The sequence below is a fragment of the Phyllobacterium sp. 628 genome (assembly GCF_014189505.1).
In the GTDB taxonomy this organism is placed as follows: Bacteria; Pseudomonadota; Alphaproteobacteria; order Rhizobiales; family Rhizobiaceae; genus Phyllobacterium.
On record NZ_CP050301.1, the window covers coordinates 3,587,485 to 3,607,258 of the forward strand.

Below are 19,774 nucleotides of genomic sequence, written 5' to 3' on the forward strand. Positions count from 1 at the left end.
TCCGCCTTCGGGCAAAATCCACCCGCTGTTATGCGTGCTTGTCTTGTTTCGCCACAAACGGAACCCCACCTGCGGCGGACGAACAACCCGGAGTACTGATGCATTGACCGCAGCCAAAAAGCCGAAACGCGCCCTCTTCATTGTCAATCCCAACGCGCGCAGCGGCAAAAAGCCAATCAATCCCATCCGCAGCGTGCTCGAAAATGGCGGATTGACCCTTGTCGATGCGGCTCCGGCAAAGGACGAATCCATTTCTGACGTGATCCGCCGCATGAAGGACCAATGCGATCTCGTGATTATCGGCGGCGGCGACGGTACATTGAATTCGGCAGCGGCTGGCCTCGTCGAGACGGGTCTACCGCTCGGCGTGCTGCCCTTGGGAACCGCCAATGATTTTGCCCGCACTATCGGTATTCCGCCCCTTCCCCTCAAAGCCGCCGAATTGATCCTCTCAACGAAGCCGCGACCAATCGATCTGGGTGAAGTCAACGGCAACCTGTTCTTCAACGTTGCCAGCATCGGCTTCAGCGCCGAACTGGCAGCAGAGCTCACCGAAAAAGCCAAAAAGCGGTGGGGCAAGCTCGGCTATGCCATCGTTGCAGCGCGGCTTCTGGCACGTTCGCGCCTGTTCACCGCCTATGTCGAGCATGATGGCGCGGTGGAAAAGATCAAGACAATGCAGGTTTCAGTCGGCAATGGGCGTCATTATGGCGGCGGCATGACTGTGGAGGAAACCGCCACTGCCGACGACGGGCGGCTCGACTTCTACAGCCTTGAAGTAGATCACTGGTGGCGATTGCTGGGTCTTTTGCCCAGCCTGCGCAAGGGAACGCAGGGGCGATGGGATGATGTGCGGGCCTTTCAGACGACGGAAGTCACCATCAAAACCAATAAGCCTCGCGCCGTAAATACGGACGGCGATCTCACCACGTGGACACCAGCGCATTTTCGTATCCGCGAAAAGGCGATTACTGTGTTTGCGCCGAAGCCAGCCGCTGTAAAAAGTTCGGCCCAAGCAGCGACCTGAGCTCCGGATGCCGGACTCTGAAATCAGAGAATTCACCATTTTCCGCATAACTTTCCTGCAAAATTCCCGCGCGCTTTATGCTACTCACGCAGTATCAAAAATGGAAAATGAGGCTTGAGTGAACTGGTTGGGGAAGATCGGTCTGATTGCATCATTCCTTGCGCTGGCCTCCCCAGCCCTGGCGGCTGACAACCCGTCAGTTTCCGTTCCAGTCAAACCGCCTGCACCAACAATCAGCCAGATCTGCGCTGCCATCGCCACCCAGGCCGACGGCCACGGTGTGCCCCGCGACTTCTTCGCCCGGCTGATCTGGAAGGAAAGCCGGTTCGATGATCAGGCACTAAGTCCCGTTGGCGCTCAGGGCATCGCCCAGTTTATGCCGGGCACCGCCAAGGAGCGGCAACTCGACGACCCGTTCGATTTTGCCAAAGCCTTGCCCGCTTCTGCCGCGCTGCTCAAAGACCTGCGCACCGCCTTTGGCAATTGGGGATTGGCTGCGGCCGCCTACAATGCCGGTCCAACCCGTGTCTCCAAATGGATGTCGAGTGGCGGCTTTCTGCCACTCGAAACCGAGGACTATGTCCTTGATATTACGGGGCGTCCCGCCGATGACTTTGCCGCTGGAGCCGAGATTTCCGCAGCGCCGCTCAATGCCAAACTGAGTTTCGACGCTGCCTGCCGCGAACTGCCAATCATTCGTTCGGCGACCATTTCCATGGCCCAGATCAAGCCCAAACCTTGGGGCATTCAGATTGCCGGTAATTTCCGCCGTTCTGCTGCCGTCAATCAAATGGAACGGCTGCGGCGGGCTTTTCCGGCTATTTTGAACCAGCATGAGCCCGTCATCAGCCGCTATCGCACGCCCATGGGCCGGCGCGGCATCTACGCGGTACGCATCGGTGCCGATACACGCGGCGAAGCCAATACCATCTGCGCCCAGCTGCACGGCGCTGGCGGCGCATGTATTGTGCTGCGCAACCGTTGATATTTGACCATTTGGACAGTTTTACTCGGATTCGGACAACTGACGGGCGCGATATGCAGTGTCTGACACAACCAATACACGAGCGTCCGGCAATAAATTTGCGCAGGCAAGTATGTCGGCTGCACAGCTGTTCGATATAGTCGCCTAAATGATAGAAAAACTTTTGCTTGCCAAAAAACACTTATTCTAGCAGTCTCAATGCGTTCGGGCATCTGCGAACACTGGAAGACTGGAAGAACGGCGCGCCGGAACCGCAAGAATACCGGGTCGGGAGAAATCCCGGCAATGATCGGCTCCTTTCCTGAATTCGAGAACTGCCTGCATGATTTCCGTCGGATGTATTTTACAAAAGACGGTACTACCAATCCCGCAAACCCGGAGGGGAACGCGGTAAGTAAGGAAAAGGAACGGAGCATGGCACAGACCGGTACGGTCAAATTCTTCAACAGTGAAAAAGGCTTTGGCTTTATCAAACCGGATGATGGCGCGGCGGACATTTTTGTCCATATTTCCGCAGTCCAGGCATCTGGCCTCACAGGTCTCGCAGACAATCAGAAGGTTTCCTTCGATACCGAGCCAGACCGCCGCGGCAAGGGCCCGAAAGCCGTCAACATCACGGTTTCGGAATAAGCAAGAACCCCCGGCCAAAATCGGGGGTTTCTCCATGGCGATACGAAACGAACCGGCTGCCTGAAAGGCCGCTTCTCCGCAACTTTGCCATATTGTGCGGCGTTTTTCCTGAAATGACCGCCTTCCGACGCGCTTACGCTTGCGTCCTGCCTTTGATTTGCTGATATTTTATATTGTAATGTGGATGTCTCTTGCCGGAATGGCGGGAACGAAACCGCATATGTTTCGTTCAGGTTGCATTCATTCTGGGAAGTTTAAATTTACATTCACGGCTGGCGCCCCCACTTGAAAGTCCAGCCCAACACGATCAGGCGGTTCGATAAAGTTTCGCCAAGGATGCTTCAAAGGAGGCACAAATGATTAAAGGTATGAAAATTGCCATTCTCGCAACGGCCGCTTTTGCGACGATTGCCGTTCCACTCGCTACATCGGCATCGGCTGATGACTGGGGCTGGCGCCGGCATGGTGGCTATTACGACGGTTATCGCGGCGATCGCGGCTACTATCGCCACCATCGGCGCGGCGGCGGTGACGCTCTGGCCGCAGGCGCCATTGGTCTGGCTGCCGGTGCTCTGATCGGCGGCGCATTGGCCCAGCCACGCGAACCCGAGGTGATCTATCGCGACTATGATGATCGCCCCGTTTATCGCGCCCCGGTTCGCGTTTATCGCGAAGTACGGCCAGCCTATTATGGCGGCGCCCGTCCCTGGTCACCGGGATGGTACCGTTATTGTGCTGACCGCTACCGTTCGTTCAATCCAGGCACGGGTACATTCCGTGGCTATGATGGACGCGACTACTTCTGCACCGTCAACTGATCTTCAGAGATCAATCTGCAAATTCAAAAGGCCGCCGGAGTAATCCGGCGGCCTTTTCCTTATTCCTCGAGAAACGGATTGGTGCGGCGCTCTTCACCGAAACGGCCACCCGGGCCATGCCCGCAGATGAACCCGATATCGTCACCAAGCGGCAAAAGCTTGTTTTTGATCGAGTTCATAAGCGTCTCGTGATCGCCGCCGGGTAAATCTGTTCGTCCGACCGAGCCATTGAACAACACATCACCCACATGCGCGAATTTGGCTGCGCGGTTATAATAGACCACATGCCCCGGCGCATGGCCCGGACAATGCAGGACCTCAAAGACATGTGAGCCAAAGGAAACCGTATCGCCGTCCTTCAACCAGCGGTCAGGCGTACAATTGCGAACACCACTTCCTTCAATGCCATATTGCGCGGCCTTGGCTTCCAAGCTGTCGAGCAGGAATTTATCAGCCTCATGCGGGCCGATAATATCGACACCAAGCGCCTCTTTCATATCCATGGCGCCGGCTGCATGGTCGATATGGCCATGTGTAATCCAGATCGCATCAATGGTGATGCCGTTCGTGCGGATTGCGCCGAGCACCTGCTCATTGTCCCCACCGGGATCAATCAGCACACCGTGCTTGTCATCGCTGTCAAAGAGGATTGTGCAGTTCTGCTGAAAGGCCGTAACGGGGATAATACCGGCCTGCAATTGTCCCATTTCACTCAAACCTTATGCTTTCGTCACGTGATATGGATAAGGCTTTAACCCAAATAAAAAGGGCGGCCAATGGGACCGCCCTCGAAATCATGTGTATCAGGTCCAGATCAGGTCTTTGCCAGCGCGTTTTTGATCGCACCAACAATCGCTGTAAGGATGAGACCGCCAACACCGCCACCGGCAACGTTGGAGATGATCGTACCGATATCGAGTCCTGATGAGTTTACCGCGTCTGTTACAGCTGTAGCGCCAGTAGCGCCAAGATATGGCAACAAGAAACCACCTACTAGTCCACCAACACCGCCAGCAATTGTATTGCCGGTAGGGCCTAGTGTCAGGTTTTTTAGAATACCGCCGACAATATTGCCGCCGACAGCCCCTGATATAAGTTGGATGATAAGAGGAAGAAGCGCACCCATAATTGACACCCCGTCAACGTTTCGCGCCAGACTCATGCCTGACCATTGGCATGTTGACTAAGTTTTAGGCAATGTCAAACCAGTTGACACCTCAATAAAGAGGTATCAACCGATTGTTTTCATTGGCAAGCTTGGAGTATCGGACAGAACGCGCTCTATTTGCTGTCCAATGCCCGGAGTTATTCAGCTGCCGCTTTCTTGGGAGTTACTTCGGACGCATAGTCATTCATCAAGTTGATGGCGATCTCGCCAACCGTGAAGCGGTAGGGTCCGATCTCCGAAACAGGCGTCACTTCAGCAGCTGTACCTGTCAGGAAGCATTGTTCGAAGCCTTCCAGCTCTTCCGGCATGATGACGCGTTCAACGACTTCATAGCCCCGGCGCTTGGCCAGATCGATAACCGTGCGGCGTGTGATACCATCCAGGAAACAATCCGGCTTCGGTGTGTGAATGACACCATCTTTCACGAAAAACACGTTGGCACCCGTGGCTTCGGCAACCTGACCACGCCAATCGAGCATCAGCGCATCCGCATAGCCCTTGGCTTCGGCTGCATGCTTGGAAATGGTGCAGATCATATAAAGTCCGGCGGCCTTCGACTTGGAAGGAGCGGTCTTCGGGTCCGGACGGCGATACTCGGCCATATCGAGACGAATACCTTTGAGCTTTTGCGCAGGATCAAAATAACTCGGCCACTGCCAGATCGCGATGGCGACATTGATCCTGTTGTTCTGGGCCGAAACGCCCATCGATTCACTGCCGCGCCAAGCGATCGGACGCACATAGGCATCCTGAAAGCCCTGCTTGGCCAAAAGCTTGCGGCAAGCATCATTCAGCTCTTCTACCGAATAAGGCACCGTGAAGCCAAGAATGCGTGCTGATTCGTGCAGGCGTTCCGTATGTTCGTTGAGCTTGAAAATTTCGCCGCCATAGGCGCGCTCACCTTCAAAGACGGAGCTTGCATAATGCAGGCCATGAGTCAGCACGTGAACCTTCGCATCTGCCCATTGAACGAATTCACCGTTCATCCAGATGTAACCTTCAAGCTGATCAAATGGAACGGATGCCATGTTTTCCTCCAGGCGTTTGATTCCTGATAATTCGAACGGGTTTGAGACGACGCCAATTGTTCCCGTTTTACAATTGGTGGACCATGGCCCGCTACAGCGCCGCACCTTCGTCTGAACGTGCAAGAGACGCTGTACATTCTGAACAAACGCCCAACCCTTTGCGGAGTTGTGCGAACGGCAATATGCGTTTCAATGAGGAAAAATGTCCCAGAAACACTTATTGGCTTTTCGTTTCATTCAAAATGTGGCCAACAGCTTGCCAAAAATTATCAGCAGTCTAAAATTAAGTCAACAAAGCTGACATAATTTTCAGCACACATGTTTGAGAGCGGGAGCCCTGTATGAAATCTTATACACCAGATCGGCACATTGAGACAGCCCTGACCAAGGAAGACGCGCGTGAACTGGACATCATCGAGCTGTTTTTCTTTGCCTATCGCGACTTCACCGCCGATCCGGATCTGATTCTGGAAAAGCTTGCCTTTGGCCGGGCGCACCACCGTGTCCTCTATTTCATCAACCGCAAACCCGGGATGACCGTAGCGGAACTTCTCGACGTGCTGCAGATCACCAAGCAAAGCCTGGCGCGCGTTCTCAAGCAATTGATCGATACGGATCACGTGGTACAGATACCCGGACCGCGCGACCGGCGGCAGCGCGAACTCTACCCCACGATGAAAGGCCGCGAACTTGCACTTGAGCTTGCCGCACCGCAATCACGCCGCATTGGCAGTGCATTGGAGCAAATCGGTCCAGCTGACCGGGCAATGATTGAACGTTTCCTCAAGGCGATGGTCAATCCCGGCCAGTGGCAACAGATCGACAGCCTGCCACAGGCAGGCTAGACTTTAGCCGCATACGGATCGGGACGTCCGGGGATATTTTAGGGCGGGCGCAAATGCCCGGAGAGAGAAGGAAAGATTTTGGTGAGTGAAGAACTTCCGCTTTCAGACGATGCGCCACACCTGCTCATTGTCGATGACGACACCCGAATTCGCAATCTACTGTCGCAATATCTGACGGGCAGCGGTTTTCGTATTACGGTGGCTGCCAATGCGGACGAGGCACGGCGCAAGCTTGCCGGCATTGACTATGATCTTCTGATCCTTGACGTCATGATGCCCGGCGAAAGCGGCGTGGCTCTGACCCAGTCGCTGCGTCAGGAAAAGAACGTGCCTATCCTCATGCTGACGGCGCTATCGGAAACCGACAGCCGCATTACCGGTCTCGAAGCTGGCGCCGATGATTATCTGCCCAAGCCGTTCGACCCGCGTGAATTGATCCTGCGTATCAACAACATTCTGCGGCGCGGCGCCCCGGCAACACAGGCCAAGATCGAACAGATCGTTTTTGGCCCCTATACATTTGTCATTGCCAAGCGTGAACTGAAGCGTTCGGGCGAGCTTATTCGCCTGACCGACCGCGAGCAGGATATCATGGCTATCTTTGCCGCGCGTGCCGGTGAAACCGTGCCGCGTCATGAACTGACCGGCCAGGAAGGCGATGTTGGCGAGCGAACCATCGACGTGCAGATCAACCGACTGCGCCGCAAGATCGAGAACGACCCGGCCAATCCGGTTTGGTTGCAGACGGTGCGTGGCGTCGGCTATAAACTGAGCGTGGAGTAGCGTTCGGTATTCATTGATCCGGGCGCTGCACCGGACAGCAACCACGATGCGCGAGCGGGCACTGATCACATGGCACAAACCGACAGTGCAAAACGCGCATTGGCAGTCAGGCAGCGGCATTGGCGGCGCAGGCGAAGCACGCTGCTCGGCCCCTGGCGCAAGTTCTCCCGCTGGCTGGCCCAGCGGATGCCTAAAAGGCTTTATGCCCGCTCCCTGATTATCATCATCGCCCCGATGGTGCTGCTGCAATCGGTGATCGCCTTCGTCTTCATGGAACGGTACTGGCAGACGGTAACCCAGCGCCTGTCCACGGCGGTTGTCCGGGACATTTCCGGCATCATCGACATGATGGACACCTATCCGCAGGATCCGGGTTACGAGAACCTCATACGCATTTCACGCGAACGGTTGTCCCTCAACATTTCCATTCTACCGCCTGATCCGCTGCCCGCCCCGGGACCAAAACCGTTTTTCTCTGTTCTGGACGAACCTTTGAGTGCGGAGATCACCCGGCAGATCAACCGGCCGTTCTGGATAGATACAATCGGCGATTCCGACTTGCTGGAAATCCGCATCCAGCTAGAGGGCAAAGTCTTGCGGGTGTTTGCCCGGCGCAGTCAGGCGTATGCCTCGAACACCCTCATTCTGCTCGTTTGGATGTCTGGCTCCGCGCTGGTCCTACTTGCCATCGCGATTCTGTTCCTACGCAACCAGATCAAGCCGATCCAGCAATTGGCTGCCGCAGCAGACAGTTTCGGCAAGGGCCGTGCCCCGCCGCCAGACTTTAAACCGCGTGGCGCCGAAGAAGTGCGCCGTGCAGGCGCCGCCTTCATTGTCATGCGCGAACGCATCGAGCGTCAGATCGAACAGCGTACGACCATGCTCAGCGGCGTCAGTCATGACCTGCGCACCATTCTGACCCGGTTCAAGCTGCAGCTCGCACTGGTCGGCCACAAGGTGGACACGGATGCGATGGAGCAGGACATTGACGACATGCAATCCATGCTGGAGGGCTATCTGGCCTTTGCCCGCAGCGAGGCGGAGGAAGAAACCGGCACGTTCAATCTCGAACGTCTGTTCGCCAAGCTGAAGGAAGAAGGCCTGTTGCTGGAGCGCGGCTTCAAATCAAGCATTCGCGGCGAACCGGAAATTCAGGTCCGGCCCAACGCGTTTTCGCGACTTGTCTCCAATCTGGTGTCGAATTCATTCCGCTATGCCAGGAACGTCGCCGTCGCTGCCGATCACCGCGAAGGTTGGCTGAGCATCACAATCGATGACGATGGCTCTGGCATCCCCAAAGATATGCGCGACGAAGTGTTCAAGCCATTTTTCCGGCTGGACGAAGCACGCAATCAGGATGCGAGTGGAACAGGGCTTGGCCTCGCCATTGCGCTCGACATCGCCCGCAGCCATGGTGGCGATATCACACTGGATGAAAGCCCGATGGGTGGCCTGCGCGCGGTTGTTCGTATTCCGGCATAGTATTATTCTGGCATAGCATATCGCACGGTGAATTCTCATACTGCCAATGGCGTATTTTCTCTTGCAGAAATTACGCCATTGGCGTATATACGGACATGAAAATCGTTCGCACCAAACGCTATCTCAAAGATCTGAAAAGACTTGGCGTCTCCGATGCAGACGTCAACAAGTTGGAGCATTCAATCGCTGTGGATCCCTTTGCGGGGGATGTCATACAAGGCCTTGAAGGTTTGCGGAAAATACGGTTTTCCATTGGCAATAAGGGCAAAAGCGGTGGTGGGCGAGCCATCTATTATTTGATGATCTCGGATGATCTGGCCATCATGATTTTTGCCTATCGAAAATCGGAACAGGCCGACCTCACACCGGATCAACGCAAGGCGGCGCTGATAATGCTAAGGGAGCTCAAAAATGACTGATAAAAAGACTGAGTTTGGTGAAGGCATTTTGCAGGGATTGGAAGAAGCCCTCGCTTGGAAGCGCGGCGAAATTGCCCTCGAAACCGTTAATATCGACCCCATGCCGCCCGAACGGATCAAGGAAATTCGCAAGCGTTATTCAAAGTCCACAAAGGATTTTGAACGCCGCTTTGGTATCCCCGCTGCAACCATGAACAACTGGGAACAGGGCCGCCGCAAGCCTGACCCGGCGGGGCGATTGCTTCTAAAAGTTATCGAGGAATCTCCGGCAGCGGTCGAGAAGGCTCTTCATGCCGCCTAGAACAGCTTGCCGCCGTTTGGCACTGGCTTGCTGATAGCGGCAAGAACAACGCCGCCTTCTTCGTCCGGGAAACCCAGCGTCAGCACTTCCGACATGAACGGACCGATTTGTCGTGGCGGAAAATTGACCACTGCCATGACCTGACGGCCCTTCAGCTCATCCAGCGTGTGATGTTTGGTGATCTGCGCGGAAGATTTCTTGATGCCGATGTCAGGCCCGAAATCAATCTTCAGTTTGAAGGCCGGTTTACGCGCCTCGGGGAAAGTCTCCGCCTCGATAATCGTACCGACACGGATTTCCACTTTCTCAAAATCATCAAAACTGATCGTCATCGTCCTGAACTCAAGTCAAATTTTTGGATCAGGCCGAACCGACCGTCTCGAACAGGATGCTATCGAGCGATTCCCGTGCTGTCGAGCCGGACCAGACGACGAACTGGAATGCCTGAAAATAGGTCTCGCAAGCATCGAGCGCACTGGATAGAAGCACTTCCACCTGCTTGCTCGTGGGTTCCGCACCGCCAGATAACAGCAGCGACTGGCGATACATCACCGCGCCTTCCTGCCGCCACAGATCGAAATGGCCCATCAGGAGCTGTTCGTTGATCAGCGACAGCAGACGCATCACTTCATTGACGCGCGGTTCGCTGACCGCAATGTCAAAGGCGCAGGCGAGATGCAGCGCCTCGAAGTCTTCCATCCACGAGAAGGATATCTGGTAGTCGGTCCAGTTTCCCTCGACCGTGATGGCGATTTCATCTTCCCCGGTGCGCTCGAAAGCCCATTCGTTGGCATGGGCAACGTGTTCAATCACATCAACCGGATGCAAATCACGCGCAATCTCTATTTCCAGAAGGCTCATCGCCATTTCCTGCTCAATCGAATCTCATCTGACGCTGCGGGAGCACAGCGCACCCACCCAAAGGACACTTAACGCTTGAAAACTCACCGGCAGGCAGAACGCACCAGCCGGACCACGGATATGAACTTGTTACCCGCTGCATGACCGTCGAAACGAATCATGCTGTAATTTCAGTGTATTGATGCTGAGTCCGAGCGCCAGTCCCCTTTTGGCTAAATGGCGAGAATGGGTGTGGACAGATGTTATGAAAAAGATTCACGAGCAGCCTTTAACTGACTCTAAGAAAACGATTTTCGGCGATTTCCACCTGTTGATAATTTCTTAAGATTTATTTTGGGGACAGCTGTTGTGAACACAAAAATACAGCAAAAACTGCCTCCGGGATGAGGACGTCCCTCACCTTATTTCGCAAAGCCGAGTCAGCAGTGCAAAAAGCCACCTCATTCGGCATGAAGAAACCGGGGCTGGTAGGCGATCAGGACCGAGTCGATATACACGGGATAAAGCCACGTCATATTGCCGATACGCTCCCTGCCTAGACTGCCAAATGTGTTTCACTCAACAGGAGACGGCAATGTCCACAGAGCCAAACGTGACAGTTACCGCAACCCAGAAGAACGATGACGGACAATGGTTTTATGTCATCACCATTGATGACGTAGCGGGTGACAAAGTCGGCCCTTATGAAACCGAAGAAGAAGCAATTGCAGCCGGTGAAGAAGAACTGGCTGAAAGCGACGAAGTCTAGGGATATACAACTATGAAAAAGCCCCGCACTTGGCGGGGCTTTTTTAATTCCAGATCAAAGGCAATCAGTCTTTCTTGGCTCGGGTGCTGGCAGATGCCGGCTTTGCCGCCTTGGCCGTATCACCCGCATCTTTACCCTTTTGGCCAACCAGCGCTTCAAGCGCTTCGATGCGGGCGAGAAGTGCCGTGTTTTCAGCACGGGCCCGGATAGCCATTTCACGCACAGCTTCAAAATCTTCGCGCTGCACAACGTCCATTGTGTTGAGCAGCCGTTCGGCCTGCCCGCGGAAAGCCGTTTCGACTTCGCGGCGTAGGCCCTGTGCTGCTCCCGCAGCGTCAGTCACGAGCTTGGCCAGTTCATCAAGAACGCGGTTTGATCCATTGGTCATGGCAGATACCTCTGTTGCTTTCCCCATCAAATAATCGCCACAGCAGACGATTGCAAGCAAAGGAGTATTATCTGCGGATGGCAGCGCCAATTTGCGTGGTTCGACGGGCTCATCGTGAGGGAGAGTAAGCATTGCAAAGCCAATCGGAGGCGTTGCAGAACATAGCTCCCAGCAGCCCACCCATCTCCCTCATGGTGAGCCCGTCGAACCACGCACCGTCCAGTCTGCAGCCGATGAACAAGCAAAAATGTTACCGGACAGGCGACTTGACGCTGTTCCTGCCCTCGCGCATGGTCCGCGCCGATAATCCATACTGACGACGGAGTGCTTCTTGTGAGCGAAATTCTTGCCCCGGCGATGGCCGCTATTGCCTTCCCTGACATTGATCCGGTGATCTTTTCACTCGGACCATTCTCCGTGCACTGGTATGGGCTGGGCTACGTCGTCGGCATTCTCTTTGCCTGGTGGTATGGCAAAAAGCTGATCAGCAAGCCGCGCCTTTGGGCCAACAATACGCCGCCCATGAAGGCGAATGATCTCGACGATTTCGTGCTGTGGGCTGCCCTTGGTGTCGTTCTCGGCGGGCGTATCGGCTATATCCTGTTTTACGATCTGGGCCGCTACATCAACCATCCCCTTGATATTTTTAAAGTCTGGGAAGGCGGTATGTCGTTCCATGGCGGCCTGCTCGGCACTACGCTCGCCATGATTCTGTTCGCCCGCTCACGCAAGATCAAAGTTTTCAGCATGATTGATACAATCGCGGCAGGTGTGCCCGTCGGTCTCGGCCTTGTGCGTGTCGCCAATTTTATCAATGGCGAATTGTGGGGCCGCATCACCGACGTGCCATGGGGCATGATTTTCCCGACTGGCGGACCGTTCGTCCGCCATCCAAGCCAGCTTTACGAAGCTGCGCTCGAGGGCATTCTCCTCTTCACCGTGCTGGCGCTTTTGATTTTCTACGGCCGCAAGCTGAAAAGCCCCGGCTTTATCGGCGGTGCCTTCATTACCGGTTACGGTCTGTCCCGTATTTTCGTGGAGTTTTTCCGTGAGCCGGATGCCCAGCTTGGCTACCTCTATGGCGGCTGGCTAACAATGGGAATGATCTTGTCGATTCCCATGGTGGTGATCGGTCTGCTGGTGCTTCTCAGAGCACGCAATCCGGAAGTTTCCACCGGACGATGAAGCTGAAACAGCGCATTATCTGGCAGATTGAGGCGACTGGTCCGATCAGTGTCGCGGATTACATGGCTCTGTGCCTGTTCGACCCGGAGAATGGTTACTATACAACGCGCGAGCCCTTCGGCCGGGACGGCGATTTCATCACCGCGCCGGAGGTCAGCCAGATGTTCGGCGAGCTCATTGGCGTCTGGTGCGTCGGCGCGTGGCAGGCGATGGGGTCACCAGCACAGTTCATCCTGTGCGAAATGGGTCCGGGACGTGGTACTCTGATGAAAGACGTGCTGCGGACGCTGGTGAAAATCGCACCGGATTTTGCAGCCGCAGCTGATATTCGCATGATTGAGATTAGCGGCAGGCTTGCCGAACTTCAGAAAGTGAAGTTGGCCACATGCGGCCTGCCTATCCAGTGGCATGAACAATTCAGCGATATTCCGTCCGGTCCTTTGCTCCTCTTTGCCAATGAACTGTTCGATGCAATTCCTGTTCGCCAATATGTCAAATCAGGCGGACGGTTTGTTGAGCGCATGGTCACACTCGATCCGAATGGTAATTTGGTATTTGCCGCTGGAACGGGATCGATCGATACCGCGCTCTTGCCGCCTGAACACGATACAGCCCCCGACGGCAGTATTTTCGAGATCGCTCCTGCCCGCAGTGCCCTGATGCAGGACATTGCCGAACGCATAAACCGCGAGCGCGGCGCTGCCCTGCTGATCGATTACGGTCATCTGCAGCAAGGCTTGGGCGATACGCTGCAAGCCCTCAGCCGCCATAAATCGGCGGATGTTCTGGCGGAGCCGGGCCTAGCCGATCTGACCACACATGTGGACTTTGACAGTCTGGCCAAAGCTGCCCATGCGGAAGGGTGCCAAACCAGCGCCATGAGCCAGGGCGATTTTCTGATCGCCATGGGATTGCTGGACCGTGCCGGAGCTTTGGGGAGCGGCAAACCAGCCGAGTTTCAGGAACAAATTCGGGCCGATGTTGAAAGGCTGGCAGGTCCCGATCAGATGGGCACCCTCTTCAAGGTGCTATGTGCCACTGATCCCGCGACACATTCATTCCCATTTCAATACAGATGAACAGGCAATTGACTTCGCGTCGATGCTCAACCACCATCCGCAGCCTTGAGAAAGAGCAATCCGGCATGATCACGTCTGAAAAACCAGTAGCGCTGCATTCCTCTCTGCTGGGATCACCCGAGAAAGATCGAATCGCCCACGGGTTCTTTACCCGCATTGGCGGGGTCTCGACCGGTATCTACGAGGGGCTGAATGTTGGCAGCGGATCCAATGACAATCAGGATCATGTGACCGAAAATCGCCGCCGTGTGGCGCAATCACTCGGCGCACCGCTGTCGCGGCTTCTCACCGTGCATCAGGTGCATTCGCCCGACGTGCTCACCGTGACTGCTCCTTTTAGCGGGGACCGCCCGAAAGCGGATGCGATGGTCACCACGACGCCCGGTATTGTCCTTGGCGCCCTGTCCGCCGATTGCGGTCCTATCCTCTTTACCGACACGGAAGCCAAAGTGATCGGCTCTGCCCATGCCGGCTGGCGCGGTGCAATTGGCGGTGTGCTGGAAAACACGATTGATGCCATGGTCGCCCTTGGCGCAAAGCGCGGAAACATTCAAGCGGTGCTTGGACCGACAATCGGGCCGGACAATTACGAAGTGGGCGCGGAATTCTACGCCCAGTTCACGGGAGCGGACCCGTCCTACAGCCGCTTCTTCCGCGACTCGGTCAATGAAAATCACAAGATGTTCAATCTTTGGGCCTTCATTCTCGAGCGGCTCAGTCAGGCGGGCGTCAATGCATCCGCACTGGAAAAATGCACCTACGCCGAGGAAGATCAGTTTTTCTCCTACAGGCGCACCACCCATCGCAAAGAACCAGACTATGGCCGCCAGATTTCGGCGATCACTATTCTAGAGGATTAATTTATGGCCCTTCATTTCGAGCCCGAGGAATTTGCCGCGCGTCAGGACCGGCTAATGCTGGTGATGGCAGAGCAGAAACTGGACGCCATCCTGCTCTTCGCCCAGGAGAGCATGTATTGGCTCACGGGCTATGACACGTTCGGCTTCTGTTTCTTCCAGTGCCTTGTGGTGAAATCCGATGGCAGCAAAGTTTTGATGACCCGCTCCGCCGATCTGCGGCAAGCGCGCCAGACGTCCAATATCGAGAACATCATTGTTTGGGCCGATCGCGACAACGCCAATCCGGCAGCGGATTTGCGCGAACTGCTCAACGATCTCGATCTGCTCGGCAAGCGTATCGGCATCGAATACCAGACGCACGGCTTGACCGCCGCGAACGGACGCAAGCTTGATGAGCAATTGGCCGCCTTTGGTCAAATCGTCGATGCGTCCGGACTTGTCGACAAGCTGCGCGTGCTGAAAAGCCCGGCGGAAATCGTCTACAGCCGCAAAGCCGCCGAACTGGGTGACGAAGCGCTCGATGCGGCGCTGAAATTGATCAAGGCCGGAGCCGATGAAGGCGCGATCCTGGCCGCCATGCAAGGTGCCATTTTTGCCGGCGGCGGCGACTATCCGGCCAATGAGTTCATTATCGGCTCGGGTGAAGATGCGCTGCTATGCCGTTACAAGGCTGGACGGCGCAAGCTGACCAAGAACGATCAACTGACGCTGGAATGGGCCGGTGTTTACCGCCATTACCATGCTGCAATGATGCGCACCGTGCTGACCGGCAAGGCGTCGAAGCGCCATCAGGAACTTTATGACGCCGCGCGTGAAGCACTGGAAGCCGTCGAAGAGGCCATGACACCTGCTTCAACATTCGGCGATGTCTTCGATGCGCATTCCCGCGTGATGGAAGCCCATGATCTGACACGCCACCGGCTCAATGCCTGTGGTTATTCGCAAGGCGCACGGTTCACACCGTCATGGATGGATATGCCGATGTTCTATTCCGGCAATCCTGAGCGAATTCAGCCTGACATGACACTGTTTGCCCATATGATCATCATGGATTCCGACAGCGGAACAGCAATGACCTTGGGCCGGACTTACCTGACAACCAACGGTGCTGCGGAGCCACTTTCCCGCCAACCTCTTGACTTGATCGTAAAATAAAACTTTTGTCAGCTTTCGTTTTTTCGAGATGGCACGAATATGGCTCATGATGGGGTTCGACCAAAAATGATATCTCGCAAATCACTAACCCATGCCTGCGTGGCGCTGGCGGCTCTCGGCCTCAGCGCCTGCAACAGTGCGGAAACGCCGATTGCAGTGACGAAGTCGGACCTGCCTGCGGCACAAACCAATCCCGCAACGCCGGGAACGGTTGCTCCCGGCGCATCGGCAACAGCCACCACAACAACACCGACCGCAACTGCCACCGGCCCGGCAACACCTGCACAACCTGGCACCCCGGCACCTGCAGGCGCGACCGTCGCGTCAGGAGCCGCCCAGCCCGGCGTTGCCCGGACGGCAAAATTGCGGTTCGCACCCATCGTCGGCGCACCGATTGCAGCCGCCACGCCTTTGTCGCAGCGCCTCTCGGCCTTGGCCAAGGCCAAAGGCATCGTTCTTGGAACAGCCGCCGACACGGATAACACGCACATCATGAAGGGCTACTTTTCTGCCCTGCCCGACGGCAACAAGACGACCATCATCTATGTTTGGGATGTCTTGGATCCAGCAGGTACGCGGCTGCATCGCATACAGGGGCAGGAAGTGGTGCCCGGCAATGGTACTGATCCATGGAGCACCGTCCCGCCCAAGGTGATGGAATCAATCGCCGACAAGGCTATCGATGGCTATCTGCAATGGGTATCCGGCGCCAAGACGTGACATATTTACGCGTTTGACGCGATATTAGCGAGGAATTGTGCATGAATCTGCCCTGCCCGCTTGCAATGTGCGTCAGGCACAGTACAAGGCCCGCCATATCCTTCACTTGGCTGGCACCGGGGAAAATACGGGCATGAAACTATTCGCGGGCAATTCCAATCGCGTTCTCGCTGAATCTGTCGCCAAATATCTCAACATTCCACTCGGAAAGGCCAGCGTCCGCCGCTTCGCCGACCAGGAGATATTCGTCGAGATTCAGGAAAATGTTCGCGGCGAAGATGTCTTCGTCATGCAGTCAACATCTTTCCCGGCGAACGATCACCTGATGGAACTGCTCATCATGATCGATGCATTCCGTCGTTCTTCGGCAAAACGCATCACCGCCGTTCTTCCCTATTTCGGTTACGCCCGTCAGGACCGCAAGGCCGGTCCACGCACCCCGATCTCTGCCAAGCTGGTTGCCAATCTGATCACCGAAGCCGGTGCGAACCGCGTACTGACACTTGACCTGCATGCGGGTCAGATCCAGGGCTTCTTCGATATTCCGACCGACAATCTCTACGCCGTTCCCGTTATCGCCAGTGACGTGCGCGCTCATTACGGCACATCGAACACGATGGTTGTCTCGCCGGACGTTGGCGGCGTGGTCCGCGCCCGCTCGCTGGCCAAACGCATCGACGCGCAGCTGGCAATCGTCGACAAGCGCCGTGATCGTCCAGGCGAGTCTGAAGTCATGAATGTTATCGGTGATGTCAGCGGTAAGGATTGTCTGCTGTTTGACGATATCGTCGATTCCGGTGGCACGCTGTGCAATGCGGCCGAAGCCTTGCTCGCCAAGGGCGCAACCAGTGTCACCGCCTATATCACACATGGCGTTCTCTCCGGTGGCGCCGTTGCCCGCATCACAGGTTCCAAGCTGAAGGAACTCGTGATTACCGATTCCATTCAGCCGACGGCTGCCATCGAGGCGGCGCACAATATCCGTGTCCTGTCGATTTCCGATCTGATCGGCGAAGCGATCTCGCGCACGGCCTCGGAAGAATCTGTTTCAAGCCTGTTCGATTAAATCAAACCCAGCAGAATTCCGGCTATCGCCGCCAGACCAAGCACGATCAGCATATTGATCCGCAAACCGATGAGCGCAATTGCTGCGCTCACGGCTATGATTGCTGCCGCCCAGTCAAAGGCGGAGAGATCAAGTACTGGCAGATGCACAGGCCCGAACAGCGTCTCCTGAAATGCCCCAAACAGCACGTGCAGGCCGAACCAGACGGCCAGATTGGCGATCACCCCGACCACGGCAGCGGTAATTGCCGCAAGAGACGCCTTGAGCCAGCCCACGTGACGCAGACGTTCAACGAACGGCGCACCGGCAAAGATCCATAAAAAGCAAGGCGCAAACGTGAACCACAACGCCGTCAGACCGCCCAACAGCCCGCCGGTGATCGGGTCGAAACCGGACAGGCGCGAGCCTCCGACAAAGCCCACGAAGGCCAGCACCAGAATGAGCGATCCCGGCGTCGTTTCAGCCAGACCGAGCCCGGTCAACATTTCATCAGGTTTCAACCAGCCATAATAATCGACCGCCTGCTGCGCCACATAGGCAAGTACGGCATAGGCTCCACCGAACGTCACCACAGCCATCTTGGAAAAGAATTCGGCCTGTGCGGCAAAGATATTGGCGTGTCCGAGGGCGAGTACCAGAACAGCGAGGGGTCCAAGCCAGAGCACCAGCCACACTGCGGCAGACTGCAGAGCGCCCCGTTCCGCAGGCTCATCGAGCGTGTCCGTCGGTGCCAACGGGACCACATGTGTAATTCTGTAGCGCAGATACCCGAAAATTCCCGCAACCAGAATGACCAGAGGAAATGGCAGTTTCAACAGGGCAATCGCGATAAACGCACAGACGGCAATGCCATAGGCGCTGCGATCGGTCAGCGCGCGTTTGCTGACTTTGATCAATGCTTCCAGCACAATTGCCAGCACAGCCGCCTTGAGCCCGAACAGAAGCCCTTCAACCAGTGGAACCTGCCCAAAGCTGACATAAAGCGCCGACAGCGCCAGCATGACGCAAGCACCCGGCAGGATGAACAGGAGCCCAGCAATCACCCCGCCCTTTACCCCGTGGAAAAGCCAGCCGAGGTAGGTCGCAAGCTGCATGGCCTCCGGACCCGGCAACAGCATGCAGAAATTCAGCGCATGCAGGAAACGCTCCTCGCTGATCCATTTCTTTTCATCGACCAGCACGCGGTGCATCATGGCGATCTGTCCGGCGGGACCGCCAAAAGACAGAAGCCCTATCTTTCCAAACGTCTGGAAAGCCTCTCTGGCCTCGATTTTTTGTCCGTCCAATGCTATAGCCCCGGCCATTGTTCCCTCTTGTTTTGCTCTGCCGCGGTAAACAGCTGGCATGACAGAGCGATGACAGACTTTCGCCCGGCTTTGGTCAAGCAACAAACTTGCACATTGGCTATCTTTCCGTTATAGAGCCGCCATCCGCGTAGACACCCTTGGAGGCAACGCGGAATGGGGCGGTCATTTCATCCGGTTCCGGATGACCATGCGACCGCTTCATGTTTTTTAGGCTACCCATATTGGTGACCCGGAAAACACTCCAGATTTGAACCTCGAAAGGAAATGCCATGAGCGAAGCATACGAGCTCAAGGCCGAGGCGCGCGAACGGGTTGGTAAGGGGTCCTCCCGGGAAATTCGCCGCAACGGTAAAGTGCCAGCAGTCATCTATGGTGACAAGCAGGCGCCAATCTCGATTACCCTCGACTACAAGACACTGTACTACAAGATTCACGGCGGCGGCTTCAAGACGACGATCGCGAACATCCAGCTGGATGGCAAGTCCATTCAGGTCCTTCCAAAGGACTACCAGCTTGATCCGGTCAGCGACAAGCCTGTCCATGTGGACTTCCTGCGCGTGTCGGCCAAGTCGGTTGTGAATGTGAACGTACCTGTTCACTTCCTCAACGAAGAACTGTCCCCAGGCATCAAGCGCGGCGGCGTTCTCAACATCGTTCGTCACGATGTTGAATTGCATGCCCCGGCAAATGCTATTCCGGATGCGATCGAAATCGATCTTACCGGCTTGCAGATTGGTGACTCGATCCACATTTCCGCTGTTACCCTGCCAAAGGGCGTAACATCGGTTATCCACGATCGTGACTTCACCATTGCTACGATTGCCGCTCCGGCTGTTCTCGCTGCTGAAGACGAGACTGTTGAAGCTGCTGCTGAGACAACTGAAACGGCAGAAAAAGAAGGCGAGTAATCGTCTCTATT

The 19,774-nt window shown here is 55.8% G+C and carries 24 protein-coding genes; 17 read left to right on the forward strand and 7 right to left on the reverse strand.

What is annotated here, in order from left to right; genetic code table 11:
* Window positions 1–103: 103 nt before the first annotated feature.
* From HB779_RS19235 to HB779_RS19250, 4 genes are all read left to right on the forward strand, one after another.
* Window positions 104–1,027, forward strand: a complete 924-nt coding sequence (locus HB779_RS19235) for a lipid kinase (RefSeq protein WP_188343835.1) — start codon at window positions 104–106, stop codon at window positions 1,025–1,027.
* A gap of 118 nt (window positions 1,028–1,145) precedes the next feature.
* Window positions 1,146–2,012 (forward strand): lytic transglycosylase domain-containing protein, encoded by an 867-nt coding sequence (locus HB779_RS19240; RefSeq protein WP_188343836.1) that lies wholly within the window; start codon window positions 1,146–1,148, stop codon window positions 2,010–2,012.
* 414 nt (window positions 2,013–2,426) lie between these two features.
* Window positions 2,427–2,642: a cold-shock protein gene (locus HB779_RS19245; protein ID WP_091877989.1), complete on the forward strand. Its 216-nt coding sequence runs from the start codon at window positions 2,427–2,429 to the stop codon at window positions 2,640–2,642.
* A 356-nt stretch (window positions 2,643–2,998) separates the two neighbouring features.
* On the forward strand, window positions 2,999–3,460 hold the full coding sequence (locus HB779_RS19250) for a BA14K family protein (protein ID WP_188343837.1): 462 nt from the start codon (window positions 2,999–3,001) through the stop codon (window positions 3,458–3,460).
* Window positions 3,461–3,519: 59 nt separating this feature from the next.
* Here the strand turns inward: HB779_RS19250 and HB779_RS19255 are convergent, their stop codons facing one another.
* The 3 genes from HB779_RS19255 to HB779_RS19265 form a co-directional block, all read right to left on the reverse strand.
* On the reverse strand, window positions 3,520–4,167 hold the full coding sequence (locus HB779_RS19255) for an MBL fold metallo-hydrolase (RefSeq protein WP_188343838.1): 648 nt from the start codon (window positions 4,165–4,167) through the stop codon (window positions 3,520–3,522).
* A gap of 107 nt (window positions 4,168–4,274) precedes the next feature.
* A complete protein-coding gene (locus HB779_RS19260; RefSeq protein ID WP_188343839.1) occupies window positions 4,275–4,586 on the reverse strand; it encodes a hypothetical protein in 312 nt (103 codons plus the stop codon).
* A gap of 179 nt (window positions 4,587–4,765) precedes the next feature.
* Window positions 4,766–5,656: a branched-chain amino acid aminotransferase gene (locus HB779_RS19265; RefSeq protein ID WP_188343840.1), complete on the reverse strand. Its 891-nt coding sequence runs from the start codon at window positions 5,654–5,656 to the stop codon at window positions 4,766–4,768.
* 341 nt (window positions 5,657–5,997) lie between these two features.
* Here HB779_RS19265 and HB779_RS19270 point away from each other — a divergent pair, with 341 nt between their 5' ends.
* The 5 genes from HB779_RS19270 (at window position 5,998) to HB779_RS19290 (ending at window position 9,486) form a co-directional block, all read left to right on the forward strand.
* Complete coding sequence (locus tag HB779_RS19270; protein ID WP_188343841.1) at window positions 5,998–6,501, forward strand: MarR family winged helix-turn-helix transcriptional regulator; 504 nt, start codon at window positions 5,998–6,000, stop codon at window positions 6,499–6,501.
* A gap of 75 nt (window positions 6,502–6,576) precedes the next feature.
* Window positions 6,577–7,284: a response regulator gene (locus HB779_RS19275; protein ID WP_188346013.1), complete on the forward strand. Its 708-nt coding sequence runs from the start codon at window positions 6,577–6,579 to the stop codon at window positions 7,282–7,284.
* A gap of 186 nt (window positions 7,285–7,470) precedes the next feature.
* On the forward strand, window positions 7,471–8,766 hold the full coding sequence (locus HB779_RS19280; protein WP_371823940.1) for an ATP-binding protein: 1,296 nt from the start codon (window positions 7,471–7,473) through the stop codon (window positions 8,764–8,766).
* Window positions 8,767–8,861: 95 nt separating this feature from the next.
* Complete coding sequence (locus HB779_RS19285; protein ID WP_188343842.1) at window positions 8,862–9,185, forward strand: type II toxin-antitoxin system RelE/ParE family toxin; 324 nt, start codon at window positions 8,862–8,864, stop codon at window positions 9,183–9,185.
* A complete protein-coding gene (locus HB779_RS19290) occupies window positions 9,178–9,486 on the forward strand; it encodes a DNA-binding transcriptional regulator (protein WP_188343843.1) in 309 nt (102 codons plus the stop codon). The genes HB779_RS19285 and HB779_RS19290 overlap by 8 nt, the downstream gene beginning before the upstream one ends.
* Here HB779_RS19290 and HB779_RS19295 read toward each other — a convergent pair.
* The gene (locus HB779_RS19295) at window positions 9,483–9,818 is read right to left on the reverse strand and encodes a tRNA-binding protein (RefSeq protein WP_188343844.1); all 336 of its coding nucleotides are present in this window, start codon (window positions 9,816–9,818) and stop codon (window positions 9,483–9,485) included. The genes HB779_RS19290 and HB779_RS19295 overlap by 4 nt on opposite strands.
* A 28-nt stretch (window positions 9,819–9,846) precedes the next feature.
* Entirely contained in the window at window positions 9,847–10,347 is a 501-nt protein-coding gene (locus HB779_RS19300; protein ID WP_188343845.1) for a YbjN domain-containing protein, read from the reverse strand.
* Between the two features lie 574 nt (window positions 10,348–10,921).
* Here HB779_RS19300 and HB779_RS19305 point away from each other — a divergent pair.
* A complete protein-coding gene (locus tag HB779_RS19305) occupies window positions 10,922–11,095 on the forward strand; it encodes a hypothetical protein (RefSeq protein ID WP_188343846.1) in 174 nt (57 codons plus the stop codon).
* A gap of 64 nt (window positions 11,096–11,159) precedes the next feature.
* Here the strand turns inward: HB779_RS19305 and HB779_RS19310 are convergent, their stop codons facing one another.
* Window positions 11,160–11,483, reverse strand: a complete 324-nt coding sequence (locus tag HB779_RS19310; protein WP_188343847.1) for an accessory factor UbiK family protein — start codon at window positions 11,481–11,483, stop codon at window positions 11,160–11,162.
* A 357-nt stretch (window positions 11,484–11,840) separates the two neighbouring features.
* Between HB779_RS19310 and lgt the strand changes: the two genes are divergently transcribed.
* The 6 genes from lgt (at window position 11,841) to HB779_RS19340 (ending at window position 17,548) form a co-directional block, all read left to right on the forward strand.
* The gene (gene lgt / locus HB779_RS19315) at window positions 11,841–12,668 is read left to right on the forward strand and encodes a prolipoprotein diacylglyceryl transferase (protein ID WP_371823941.1); all 828 of its coding nucleotides are present in this window, start codon (window positions 11,841–11,843) and stop codon (window positions 12,666–12,668) included.
* The gene (locus HB779_RS19320) at window positions 12,665–13,747 is read left to right on the forward strand and encodes a class I SAM-dependent methyltransferase (RefSeq protein ID WP_188343849.1); all 1,083 of its coding nucleotides are present in this window, start codon (window positions 12,665–12,667) and stop codon (window positions 13,745–13,747) included. Before lgt ends, HB779_RS19320 begins: the two co-directional genes overlap by 4 nt.
* A gap of 65 nt (window positions 13,748–13,812) precedes the next feature.
* Window positions 13,813–14,607: a peptidoglycan editing factor PgeF gene (gene pgeF, locus HB779_RS19325; RefSeq protein WP_188343850.1), complete on the forward strand. Its 795-nt coding sequence runs from the start codon at window positions 13,813–13,815 to the stop codon at window positions 14,605–14,607.
* A 3-nt stretch (window positions 14,608–14,610) separates the two neighbouring features.
* Window positions 14,611–15,762, forward strand: coding sequence for a Xaa-Pro peptidase family protein (locus tag HB779_RS19330; RefSeq protein ID WP_188343851.1), 1,152 nt, complete (start codon window positions 14,611–14,613; stop codon window positions 15,760–15,762).
* Window positions 15,763–15,828: 66 nt separating this feature from the next.
* A complete protein-coding gene (locus tag HB779_RS19335) occupies window positions 15,829–16,482 on the forward strand; it encodes a hypothetical protein (RefSeq protein ID WP_188343852.1) in 654 nt (217 codons plus the stop codon).
* 133 nt (window positions 16,483–16,615) lie between these two features.
* The gene (locus HB779_RS19340) at window positions 16,616–17,548 is read left to right on the forward strand and encodes a ribose-phosphate pyrophosphokinase (RefSeq protein ID WP_188343853.1); all 933 of its coding nucleotides are present in this window, start codon (window positions 16,616–16,618) and stop codon (window positions 17,546–17,548) included.
* Here HB779_RS19340 and chrA read toward each other — a convergent pair.
* Window positions 17,545–18,852, reverse strand: a complete 1,308-nt coding sequence (chrA, locus tag HB779_RS19345; RefSeq protein WP_188343854.1) for a chromate efflux transporter — start codon at window positions 18,850–18,852, stop codon at window positions 17,545–17,547. The two genes, HB779_RS19340 and chrA, sit on opposite strands and share 4 nt — an antisense overlap.
* A gap of 272 nt (window positions 18,853–19,124) precedes the next feature.
* On the opposite strand from chrA, the gene HB779_RS19350 reads away from it, so the two are divergent.
* Complete coding sequence (locus HB779_RS19350; protein ID WP_188343855.1) at window positions 19,125–19,763, forward strand: 50S ribosomal protein L25/general stress protein Ctc; 639 nt, start codon at window positions 19,125–19,127, stop codon at window positions 19,761–19,763.
* Window positions 19,764–19,774: the final 11 nt, after the last annotated feature.